Origin of the sequence: Nocardia thailandica NBRC 100428 (assembly GCF_000308795.1) — a bacterium.
Taxonomy (GTDB): Bacteria; Actinomycetota; Actinomycetes; order Mycobacteriales; family Mycobacteriaceae; genus Nocardia; species Nocardia thailandica.
This window is the reverse complement of record NZ_BAGK01000143.1, coordinates 1-10,508: the sequence shown is the minus strand read 5'-3', so window position 1 is coordinate 10,508 and position 10,508 is coordinate 1. Positions and strand designations below refer to the sequence as shown.

At 73.3% G+C, this 10,508-nt stretch carries 12 protein-coding genes and 1 pseudogene; 8 read left to right on the top strand and 5 right to left on the bottom strand.

The window, feature by feature from the left end; translation table 11 throughout:
- Together ON36_RS15825 and ON36_RS15820 are read left to right on the top strand one after the other, a co-directional pair.
- Window positions 1-1,476, top strand: a 1,476-nt coding sequence (locus ON36_RS15825; protein ID WP_043653474.1) for an RsmB/NOP family class I SAM-dependent RNA methyltransferase, incomplete at its 5' end; no start/stop codon positions are given.
- Between the two features lie 49 nt (window positions 1,477-1,525).
- Window positions 1,526-1,864 carry an MmcQ/YjbR family DNA-binding protein gene (locus ON36_RS15820; protein WP_043653471.1) on the top strand — a complete coding sequence of 113 codons (339 nt, stop codon included), beginning with the start codon at window positions 1,526-1,528 and terminating at the stop codon, window positions 1,862-1,864.
- 4 nt (window positions 1,865-1,868) lie between these two features.
- On the opposite strand, the gene ON36_RS15815 is transcribed toward ON36_RS15820, so the two are convergent.
- On the bottom strand, window positions 1,869-2,660 hold the full coding sequence (locus ON36_RS15815) for an RNA polymerase sigma factor SigF (protein ID WP_052314036.1): 792 nt from the start codon (window positions 2,658-2,660) through the stop codon (window positions 1,869-1,871).
- Complete coding sequence (locus ON36_RS15810; protein ID WP_043653469.1) at window positions 2,660-3,082, bottom strand: ATP-binding protein; 423 nt, start codon at window positions 3,080-3,082, stop codon at window positions 2,660-2,662. Before ON36_RS15810 ends, ON36_RS15815 begins: the two co-directional genes overlap by 1 nt.
- Before the next feature lie 97 nt (window positions 3,083-3,179).
- Between ON36_RS15810 and rpe the strand changes: the two genes are divergently transcribed.
- Window positions 3,180-3,833: a ribulose-phosphate 3-epimerase gene (gene rpe / locus ON36_RS15805; RefSeq protein ID WP_043653467.1), complete on the top strand. Its 654-nt coding sequence runs from the start codon at window positions 3,180-3,182 to the stop codon at window positions 3,831-3,833.
- Between the two features lie 40 nt (window positions 3,834-3,873).
- Here rpe and ON36_RS15800 read toward each other — a convergent pair whose 3' ends face one another.
- Window positions 3,874-4,344, bottom strand: a complete 471-nt coding sequence (locus ON36_RS15800) for a hypothetical protein (RefSeq protein ID WP_043653464.1) — start codon at window positions 4,342-4,344, stop codon at window positions 3,874-3,876.
- A gap of 553 nt (window positions 4,345-4,897) precedes the next feature.
- Between ON36_RS15800 and ON36_RS15795 the strand changes: the two genes are divergently transcribed.
- The 4 genes from ON36_RS15795 to ON36_RS15780 all read left to right on the top strand — a co-directional run bounded on the left by ON36_RS15795 (window position 4,898) and on the right by ON36_RS15780 (window position 7,934).
- Window positions 4,898-5,521 carry a riboflavin synthase gene (locus ON36_RS15795; protein ID WP_043653461.1) on the top strand — a complete coding sequence of 208 codons (624 nt, stop codon included), beginning with the start codon at window positions 4,898-4,900 and terminating at the stop codon, window positions 5,519-5,521.
- A gap of 190 nt (window positions 5,522-5,711) precedes the next feature.
- Window positions 5,712-6,956, top strand: a complete 1,245-nt coding sequence (locus ON36_RS15790) for a bifunctional 3,4-dihydroxy-2-butanone-4-phosphate synthase/GTP cyclohydrolase II (RefSeq protein WP_043653458.1) — start codon at window positions 5,712-5,714, stop codon at window positions 6,954-6,956.
- Between the two features lie 34 nt (window positions 6,957-6,990).
- Window positions 6,991-7,470, top strand: a complete 480-nt coding sequence (gene ribH / locus ON36_RS15785) for a 6,7-dimethyl-8-ribityllumazine synthase (RefSeq protein WP_043653454.1) — start codon at window positions 6,991-6,993, stop codon at window positions 7,468-7,470.
- On the top strand, window positions 7,467-7,934 hold the full coding sequence (locus tag ON36_RS15780; RefSeq protein WP_043653452.1) for a PH domain-containing protein: 468 nt from the start codon (window positions 7,467-7,469) through the stop codon (window positions 7,932-7,934). The genes ribH and ON36_RS15780 overlap by 4 nt, the downstream gene beginning before the upstream one ends.
- Here the strand turns inward: ON36_RS15780 and ON36_RS15775 are convergent.
- Both ON36_RS15775 and ON36_RS15770 read right to left on the bottom strand, forming a co-directional pair.
- Window positions 7,907-8,785 carry a hypothetical protein gene (locus tag ON36_RS15775; protein ID WP_052314035.1) on the bottom strand — a complete coding sequence of 293 codons (879 nt, stop codon included), beginning with the start codon at window positions 8,783-8,785 and terminating at the stop codon, window positions 7,907-7,909. The two genes, ON36_RS15780 and ON36_RS15775, sit on opposite strands and share 28 nt — an antisense overlap.
- 67 nt (window positions 8,786-8,852) lie before the next feature.
- Complete coding sequence (locus ON36_RS15770) at window positions 8,853-9,200, bottom strand: DoxX family protein (protein WP_043653450.1); 348 nt, start codon at window positions 9,198-9,200, stop codon at window positions 8,853-8,855.
- 119 nt (window positions 9,201-9,319) lie between these two features.
- On the opposite strand from ON36_RS15770, the pseudogene ON36_RS37065 reads away from it, so the two are divergent.
- Window positions 9,320-9,850, top strand: a pseudogene (locus ON36_RS37065) (sigma-70 family RNA polymerase sigma factor); the annotation flags it as partial.
- Between the last annotated feature and the right edge of the window lie 658 nt (window positions 9,851-10,508).

Here is a 10,508-nt window from a genome sequence, read left to right as displayed (position 1 = left end):
GGCACGGGCCCGGCGGACGGGCGTCGCGGCGCGCGGGGCCGGGATTCCGGCGCCGACCGGGGCGGTCGGCGCGGGCAGCGTTCCCCGGGGCGCGGCGCCGAGCCGGGCGGGTCGCGGGACCGGGCGGTCGACCCGGCGCGCGAGGTCGCCCTCGACGTGCTGCGGGCCGTGCGGGAGCGGGACGCCTACGCCAACCTCACGTTGCCGAAGCTGTTGCGGGAGCGGCGCATCACCGGCCGTGACGCCGCCTTCGCGACCGAGCTGGCCTACGGCGCGAGCCGCTCGCAGGGCCAGCTCGACGCCGTGATCGCCGAGTGCGCGGGGCGTCCGGTCGGGGAGATCGACGGGCCGCTGCTGGACATCCTGCGGCTCGGGGTCTACCAGCTGCTGCGGACCCGCACCGGCGCGCACGCCGCCGTGGACACCTCGGTCGATCTCGCGCGGGCCGAATTCGGCGCGGGCCGTGCCGGTTTCGTCAACGCGGTGCTGCGGCGGGCAGGCGAGCGCGACGCCGAGGAATGGGTGCGTCGTCTCGCGCCGGCGGACCCGATCGCGCGCCTCGCTTTCGAATACGCCCATCCGACCTGGATCGCGCAGGCCTTCGCCGACGCCCTCGGCGCCCACGCCGGCGAGCTGGGCGAGCTGCTCGAGGCCGACGACGAACGGCCGGTCGTGCACCTGGTCGCCCGTCCCGGCGACATCACCGCCGAGGAGCTGTCCCTGGTCACCGGGGGCGAGGAGGGGCGCTGGTCGCCGTACGCGGTCTACCTCGACGGCGGCGGCGATCCCGGGCAGCTCGAACCGGTCCGCGAGGGCATGGCCGCGGTCCAGGACGAGGGCAGCCAGCTGGTCGCCCTCGCGCTGACCCGCGCGCCGCTGCTCGGCGAGGACACCGGCCGCTGGCTCGACCTGTGCGCGGGCCCGGGCGGCAAGGCCGCCCTGCTCGGCGCGCTCGCCGCCATCGACCGGTTCACCGTCGACGCCGTCGAACCGGCCGAACACCGCGCCGACCTGGTGCGCCGGGCCACCGCCGACCTGCCGGTGACCGTGCACGTGGCCGACGGCCGCGACAGCGGCCTCGAACCGGGCTACGACCGCATCCTGGTCGACGCGCCCTGCACGGGGCTCGGCGCGCTGCGCCGCAGGCCCGAGGCCCGCTGGCGGCGCACACCGGCCGACGTCGCCGACCTGGTCGTCCTGCAGCGCGAACTGCTCACCGCCGCATGGGATCTCGTGCGCCCGGGCGGTGTCGTGCTGTACTCGACCTGCTCGCCGCACCTGCCCGAGACGGTCGCGGTGGTCGCCGATCTGGTGCGCCGCACCGGCGCCGAACAGCTCGACACCCGCGAGTCCGTGCCCGGGGTCCCCGGCCTCGGCGACGGGCCCGGCGCCCAGCTGTGGCCGCACCGCCACGGCACCGACGCCATGTTCCTGGCCGCGCTGCGCAAACCCCTCACCGAGCCGGCCGCGGGCTGAGGCGACAAATGTCCAAGCCGTGCCCCGATCCGCGGCGCAGAATCGGGGCATGGCGATGACATGGGACCAGGTGGTGGCCGCGGCGGCCGGGTTGCCCGGCGTCGAGGAGGCCACCTGGTGGCGCAGCCCCGGGCTGAAGGTCGGCGGCAAGGGGTTCGCGCGCCTGCGCGTGGAGGCCGAGGGCGGGCTCGCGCTGCTGTGCGATCTCACCGAGAAACAGGCGCTGCTCGCCTCCGGCGACCCGGCGTACTTCACCACCCCGCACTACGACGGGCATCCGTTCATCCTGGTGGACCTCGCCCGCGCCGACCCCGCGCAGGTCGCCGAGCTCGTCGAGGCGGCCTGGTGGTTGCGTGCCCCCCGGCGCCTGCGGGCGCAGCGCGGCTGAGCGATCAGTCGCGCTCGGACAGTTCCCGCAGGCGCGCCAGGGTTTTCGCCAGGATCCGCGACACGTGCATCTGGGAGATGCCGAGCTGATTGGCGATCTGGGTCTGGGTCATCGACTCGAAGAAGCGCATGGTGAGGATGCGGCGCTCCCGTTCGGGCAGGCCGGCCAGCAGCGGGCGGACCGCGATGTACTCCTCGACGCGGTCGAACTGCGACTCCTCCTCGCCGAGGGTGTCCAGCAGCGAGGCGTCGGTGTCGCGGCCCACGGTCGCGGCGTCGATGGAGGAGGGGGCGTAGGCGTTGCCCGCGATGACCGCCTGGGTCACCTCGTCCGGGTCGACCTCGAGCTCGGCGGCGATCTCCTTGGCCGTCGGCGCCCGGCCGAGCCGCTGCGACAGCGAATCCACCGCCGCGCCGATCCGCAGGTGGGTCTCCTTGACCCGCCGGGGCACGCGCATCGCCCAGGTGTTGTCCCGGAAGTAGCGGCGGACCTCGCCCATGATCGTGGGCACCGCGAAGGACAGGAAATTCGAGCCCCGGCTGATGTCGAACCGGTCGACGGCGTGCACCAGGCCCACCCGGGCCACCTGCGACAGGTCGTCGAACGGCTCGCCGCGGCCGCTGAACTTGCGGGCGATGTGGTCGGCGAGGGGGATGCAGCGGTTGATCAGGACGTCGCGGGCGGCCGCGTGCGCGGCGGTGCCGGGTTCGGTGGCCGATAATCGTTCGAACAGCAGGCCGACGTCGTCGTAGCCGGGTACCGACGGCTGGTCGTCGGTGGTGTTCTCCTCGTGCACTACGCCTTCCCCCGGCCCCGGCGGAAGCGGACGGTCGTCGGGTAACCGGATGTCCTCGCGTCGAACCCGTCCTGATCGGCGGTGACCTCGTCGGTGAGGGTGCGCAGCACGTGCCAGCCGAAGCTGCGCTCGTCGGGCAGACCGGCCGCCGCCGCGACACCGTCGACCGCGACGACCAATTCCTCGTCACCCACGGCGAACTCGCAGGTCAGGTGTGAGCCGGGCAGCGCGAGGCCGATCAGCGTCGAGCACACCTCGTCGAACGCCAGCCGCACGTCGGCCACCTCGTCGAGGGTGAAATCGCTGAGCAGGACCAGGGTTTCGGCCAGACCCCGCAGGATGGGCAACTGGGTCAGCGACGCCGCGACACGAATCTGCACCGGGGTCCCGATCAGCCCTTGTTCCGCCGAAATGTTCGTCACTCAAGACAGGCTACCCACATCGCGGCGGGGCAATCAGTGTTTGTCGCTACACTCTGGCGCTGTGTCGACACCCAGCTTCTCCCGCCCGGCCGAGCCGATGATCGCCCCGTCCATCCTGTCCGCCGACTTCGCGCACCTGGCCGACGAGGCCGCCGCCGTCGAAGGGTCGGACTGGCTGCACGTGGACGTCATGGACGCCCACTTCGTGCCGAACCTGACCCTGGGCCTGCCGGTCGTCGAGAGCCTGCTGAAGGCCACCGACATCCCGCTGGACTGCCACCTGATGATCGAGGACCCGGGCCGCTGGGCCCCCGGCTACGCCGAGGCCGGCGCCTACAACGTCACCTTCCACGCCGAGGCCACCGACGACCCGATCGCCGTGGCCCGCGACATCCGCGCCGCGGGCGGCAAGGCCGGTCTCTCGGTGAAGCCGAACACCCCGATCGAGCCCTACCTGGAGATCCTGCGCGAGTTCGACACCCTGCTCGTCATGAGCGTGGAGCCCGGTTTCGGCGGGCAGTCGTTCATCCCCGGCGTGCTGGAGAAGGCGCGCATCGTGCGCCGCCTGGTCGACGCGGGCGAACTGCGGCTGGTGGTGGAGATCGACGGCGGGATCAACGCCGACACGATCGAGCAGGCCGCCGAGGCGGGCATCGACTGCTTCGTCGCCGGGTCCGCGGTCTACAACACCGCCGACCGGGGCGAGACGGTGCGCAAGCTGCGGTACCAGGCCGCCGCCGTCTGGCGCTGACGCCGCCGTCGGGCCCGGACACCGACCGGGCCCGGCGCGGTCACAGCGAGCGCACCCGCGGGGCGCCCAGCTCGCGCGCGGCCTCGACGACCGCCGAGACCGGCGGCCGGTCCCCGGTGCGGGCGGGCGCCTGGATCCAGGTGCGGTACCCGGTGCGCTCGTCGTCGGGGGAGGGCAGCACGATCTGGCTGCCCGCGCACGCCACCGTCGTGTAGAGGCGGAACAGCTCGGCCGAGGCCATGGCGGCCAGGGGCTCGGGGCGGCTCGGCCCCGTGAGGAAGGTCCAGCGGCGGGCCCGCGGATGCGCGATGACCGGCCCCGCGATCCCGGCCTGGCGCAGCCGCTCCAGGACCCGCTCGCCCAGATCGCCCGGCATGGTGACCGCGCCGTGGTGCGCGCCGATGTGCAGCAGGATGCGCCGCGATTCCGGATCGATGGCGGCCGGTAGCTGGAATTCGCGCCGATAACGCACGCAGCGGAATTCGAGAGTGGAATCGAGCAGTGTGCTCACACGGCACCCCCGTTGATGTCGGACCTGGAATGACCCACAGTTCGCCTGACTTCCTGGAGTGGTTGGACTGCGCTGGGCCGAACGCCCGCGCGCGTCGCCGCCGCGGGTGGTGCGGGCCGTGACCGGGCTGTTCAGGAGTTGAACAACGGGAATCGGCTGCATAACAATCCTGCGACGATGACCCGTCCGGCGCAAGTATTCGAATCAGCGTGTTTCGGCCCCTTCCGGAGTGGGCACAAGGGCACGATACGAGCCGCCGATGAATTTCCTCGACGCGTTCGCCGAAAAGGAATTGAACGAATACCGCCGGATTGATCGACGGCGGCGTATCCGCATGCCCGTCGGCGCCGGGCGCATCCGTGCTCGTGCATTCCCCGGTTCGCCGATCCGGGCGCGGCGCCGGGTCCGTTCGCGCGGTCGGGCGAGGGGTCGGTGCCCGGCCCCGAACCCCCGGATTAGGCTGAGCGATGATCAGGAGCGGCCCGGGAATAGCCGCCCGGTCCGGGCTGTTCCGCAACGGGAACGCACCGAACGCGACGAGGGAGTCAGACGCATGTTCACAGGGATCGTCGAGGAGCTGGGCGAGATCGTGGCCTCCGAGCCGCTGGCCGACGCCGCCCGGCTGACGATCCGCGGCCCGCTGGTGACTTCCGATGCGGGCCACGGTGATTCGATCGCGGTCAACGGTGTCTGCCTGACCGTGGTCGAGGTGGTCGACGGCGACAGCTTCACCGTCGACGTCATGGCCGAGACCCTGGACCGGTCCAGCATCGGCGCGCTCGCGGCGGGCTCGAAGGTCAATCTGGAGCGCGCGGCGGCGCTGAACAGCCGCCTCGGCGGTCACCTCGTGCAGGGGCACGTCGACGGCACCGGCACCGTGCTCTCCCGCGACCCGTCCGAGAACTGGGAGGTCGTGCGGATCTCCCTGCCCGACGCCATCGCGCGCTACGTGGTGGAGAAGGGCTCGATCACCGTCGACGGCGTCTCCCTCACCGTCTCGGGGCTCGGGCGCGGCGACGAAGCGGCCGCCGACGGCAACCGGGACTGGTTCGAGGTCTCGCTCATCCCCACCACCCTCGCGCTGACCGTGCTCGGCACCGCCCCGGTCGGCACCGTGGTCAACCTCGAGGTCGACGTCATCGCCAAGTACGTCGAACGCCTCACCCAGCGCGGCTGACGCCGGTGAGACGGTGACGTCGATCACCGGTACCGGCGTCGTAGTCTAGAAGCCAACCACCAGGTTCTCGGCCGCCTCGATTCTGGATCGACCAGAGTGTGCGACGAAGGAGTACCCGGCGGGAGGGAAGAATCGAGGCCGCGAGGCCGAGAACCCCGCGGCGCCAGCCGCCAAGAATACGGAGCAGGCAGTGACCAGGTTGGACAGCATCGAGCGGGCCGTCGCCGACATCGCGGCGGGCAAGGCTGTCGTCGTCGTGGACGACGAGGACCGCGAGAACGAGGGCGATCTCATCTTCGCCGCGGAGAAGGCCACCCCCGAGCTGGTCGCGTTCATGATCCGCTACACCTCCGGCTACATCTGCGTGCCGCTCACCGGTGACGACTGCGATCGCCTCGGCCTGCCGCCTGCGTACGCGATGAACCAGGACAAGCACGGCACCGCCTACACCGTCTCGGTCGACGCCCGTCAGGGCATCACCACCGGCATCTCCGGCGCGGACCGCGCGGTCACCATGCGCCTGCTCGCCGACGCCGACGCCAAGGCCGACGACTTCACCCGCCCCGGCCACGTGGTGCCGCTGCGCGCCAAGGACGGCGGCGTGCTGCGCCGCCCCGGCCACACCGAGGCCGCGGTCGACCTGGCCCGCATGGCGGGCCTGCGCCCGGCCGGTGTCATCTGCGAGATCGTCAGCCAGAAGGACGACGGGCACATGGCCCGCACCGACGAGCTGCGCGTCTTCGCCGACGAGCACGACCTGGCCATGATCTCCATCGCCGACATGATCGCGTGGCGGCGCAAGCACGAGAAGCACGTCACCCGCGTCGCCGAGGCCCGCATCCCCACCGCGCACGGCGATTTCAAGGCCGTCGGCTACCAGAGCATCTTCGAGGACGCCGAGCACGTCGCCCTGGTCCGCGGCGACATCGGCGACGGCGAGGACGTGCTGGTCCGCGTCCACTCCGAGTGCCTGACCGGCGACGTGTTCGGTTCACTGCGCTGCGACTGCGGCCCGCAGCTCGACGCCGCGCTCGAGATGGTCGACCGCGAGGGCCGCGGCGTCGTGCTCTACATGCGCGGCCACGAGGGCCGCGGCATCGGCCTGATGCACAAGCTGCAGGCCTACCAGCTGCAGGACTCCGGCCGCGACACCGTCGACGCCAACCTCGACCTCGGCCTGCCCGCCGACGCCCGCGACTACGGCACCGGCGCCCAGATCCTGGTCGATCTCGGCATCCGCTCGATGCGCCTGCTGACCAACAACCCGGCCAAGCGCGTCGGCCTGGACGGATACGGCCTGCGCATCACCGACCGGGTGCCGATGCCGCTGCGCGCCAACGCCGAGAACCTGCACTACCTGCGCACCAAGCGCGACCGGATGGGGCACGACCTGATCGGCCTCGACGATCTGGACCTGGGCGAAACCGCGCAGTGAGCGCGTCCGCCGAAGCACACACAGGAGGCATCCGATGAGCGGTACCGGCGTACCGAGTTTCGCGCTGGCCCAGGCCGCCGACGTCAAGCTGGGCATCGTCGCCTCGCGCTGGCACACCGAGATCTGCGACACCCTGGTCGCCAACGCCGAGCGGGTGGCGAAGGAAGCGGGCGTGCAGCAGGTGACCGTGGTGCGCTGCGCCGGCGCGATGGAACTGCCGGTCGTCGCCCAGGAACTGGCCCGCACGCACGACGCGGTCGTCGCGCTCGGCGTCGTGATCCGGGGCGGCACACCGCATTTCGAGTACGTCTGTGACGCGGTGACCGCGGGGCTCACCCGCGTCTCGCTCGACGCGGCCACGCCGGTGACCAACGGCGTGCTGACCACGAACACCGAGGAGCAGGCGCGTGACCGCGCGGGCCTGCCGGGCTCGGCCGAGGACAAGGGCGAGCAGGCCTGCGCCGCCGCCCTCGACGCGGCGCTCACGCTGCGCGCGCTGCGCCGGTCCTCGTGACCGCCGCGCCCGCGCCCGGCTGGGAACTCGAGGTGCGCCCCCGCACCTCGGTGCGCCGGGCGTGGATCGTGGCCGCGCTGATCGTGGTCGTGTTCACCATCGGCGGGGTGTGGCTGCGGAGCGGGTCGACGGGGGTCAACTTCCGGGTGGCCGACCAGATCGCCATGATCGGGATCGGGCTGCTCGGCGCGGCGGCGGTCCTGCTGCTGACCCGTCCGCGCCTGCGGGCCGGATCCGCCGGCGTCGCCGTGCGTAACGTGCTGGGCGAGACCGTGTTCCCGTGGTCCTACATCCGGGGCGTGTCCTTCCCGGACCGCAAGGCGTGGGCCCGGCTCGAGCTGGCCGACGACGACTACGTGCCCCTGCTCGCGGTCCGCGCCAACGACAAGGCGCGCGCGGCCGAGGCCATGGACCGGTTGCGCGAACTCGGCGCCCGCTACACCGCCGGACCGGACGGGAACTGAACGTCGGCGCCCTCGAGCTCGGCGAGCGTGCGCGCCGGCGTGGACCGGTCGAACGAGCCGGTGACCAGTTCGGTCTGATCGAGGACGAATCCGGCCTGCCGGAAGGCCCGCCGCCCCGCCTCCTTCAGCGTGGGGTCGGCCACGCTGCGCCGCGCCCAGTCGTGCGGTGAGCCGAAGAGGTCGGCCAGGGTGGCGCAGCGTTCGATCAGGTCGGTGAGGATCCGGTCCTGGGGTGCGGCGCGCATCGGCGTTCCGTCCCGCGCGCACAGCACGCCGTGGGTGTTGACATAGAGGTAGGCCGCCCGCAGGGCTCTGCCGTCGCCCCAGGTCATCGGGTAGCGGTCCCCGGTGAGCAGGGCCCGCCGATAGCGCGGGAACTCGGTGCCGTCGACGAGCTCGAGCTGGCGGTCGTCCAGCAGCGTGACGACGACGTCGGTGGTGGCGGCGGGATCGAGATACGGCGAGGCGCTGACATATCCCGCGGCGCTGATGTGCCCGGACACGCCGACCGCGATACCCGACACCCGCAGCGGGAACATCGGCACCGCCGCGCGGCCGCCGAGCTTGTGGCGCAGCTGACCGGCGCAGGCGTTGGAGCCCACCGCGAGGACGGGGTGCCGGTCGGCCGTGCGGGTGTGGCCGCCCGCGCGCAGGTGGTCGTCGAGCGGGTGGACCACGCCGTCGGCGGTGGTGACCGGCCAGCCGCCCGGCGGGCCGGTCACCGGTGTCACCGGCAGGAATTCGCCGCCGTCGAGCAGGCCGGGTTCCCGGATGGGGCGGCCCGGATACGACAGCGGGCGCAGCGCGGGCACGTCGTCGAGGCCGAGCGCCTCGAGACTGCGGTCCGGCATCGGCCCTCCTTCGTCGTCCTCCTCGCGCATCGTAGAAGAGAGCGCGGCGGCCGGGCGGTCCCGCGGGTCAGGCGAACGGGTACAGCGCCAGCGAACCGGCCGAGAGCACGAGGTAGGGCAGCGGGTAGCCGAGGTCGCCGAACCGGCCCGCCCGGACGATGGTGGCCTCGGCGAGCAGGAAGTAGACCACCAGGCAGACGGCGGCGATCAGGCCGAGCGGCGGGAGGAACAGCCCCGCCAGCAGGCCGAGCGCCCCCGCGGCCTTGATCACGGCCAGCGGCCCCAGGATCCGGTGCGGGAGTCCGTACTCGCTCATGTGGGCCCGGACGTCGTCACCCCGGATGACGTCGAAGACGGAGGTGAAGGCGACGCCGAACGCGGCGAGGACGGTGACGGCGAGGTAGACGAGGGACATGGAGGCCTCCGATGTCGTGTCGGTACGGTCTGCGATCGTGGGGGAGCGTGCGCGCCCCACGGGCGGGACGCGGTGGCGCGTCCGCCGAGGAGACGGATGCCGGGCGGGAAAGGTGACCGGTGCGGGAAGAGGACACGTCGGCGCGGCGGTTCGAGGCCGAACGACCCCGGCTGCTCGCCGTCGCCTACCGCATGCTCGGCTCGGCGGCCGAGGCCGAGGACGCCGTCCAGGAGGCGTGGTTCCGGCTGGACGGCGCCGGGGAGATCGAGCGGCTGCGCCCCTGGCTGACCACGGTCGTGTCCCGGATCTGCCTGGACATGCTCCGGTCGCGCGCCGCCCGCAGGGAGGAACCCGGCGCCGCGGGGGACGAGTTCGGCGCCGATCCCGCCGCCGAACCGGAGAACGAGGCGGTCCTCGCGGACGCGGTCGGACGCGCCCTGCTGGTCGTCATGGACGCCCTCCGCCCCGACGAGCGGGTCGCCTTCGTCCTGCACGACCTCTTCGCGGTCCCCTTCGACCAGATCGCCCCGATCGTCGGCCGCACGCCCGCGACCACGAAGAAGCTCGCCAGCCGGGCGCGTGCCCGCGTCCGGGCCCCGGGTGACGACGCCGCAGGCGGCGGCGCGAGGGTGCGCGATCGTGTCCCGGCCCGCTCCGGAACGCGGGAGGGGACGCCCGTGCCCGGCGCGGCGGGACCCCGTCCTCGCGGGACCGTGCCGAACGCGGAGGGAACGCACGGTGAGGGCGTCGGCGCGGCGCACCCCTCGGCCGACTCCGGCAGCGTGCTCGCCCGCGTTCCCGATCCGGCCCGGTCCGCAACGGCCGGGCGACCGTCGGGTGCGCGCCCGTCGTCGTCCGCCGCGCGCGGTGCCGACGGCGGAGGAACCCGCGTTCCCGCCTCGGCGCTGCGAGGTGGTGCCGAGAACACGTCCGGTGTGGGCGGCGGACCGGCCCGCGCGGTGGCCGGTAGCGGCGGCGTCCCCGGTGCCGACCCGGTGCGGGGTGGGGCCGCCGAACGTGCGTCCGATGCGGGCGCGGGGCCGTCGCGCGGCGAGGACGCGTCCGACCCCGGGGCGGCCGAACGCGAGGTGGTGGCGGCGTTCCTGCGCGCCGCCAGGGAGGGTGACCTGGCGGCGTTGCTCGCCGTGCTCGCGCCGGAGGTGGTGCGGACGGCCGATCCCGCCGCGCTGCCGCCCGGCATGGCCGCGGTGGTGCGCGGCGCCGCGGCGGTGGCGGGGAGACCGTGGTGCTGCGGGCACGGGCCCGGGTGGCGGCGCTCGCGCTGGTCGACGGCGCGGTCGGCATCGT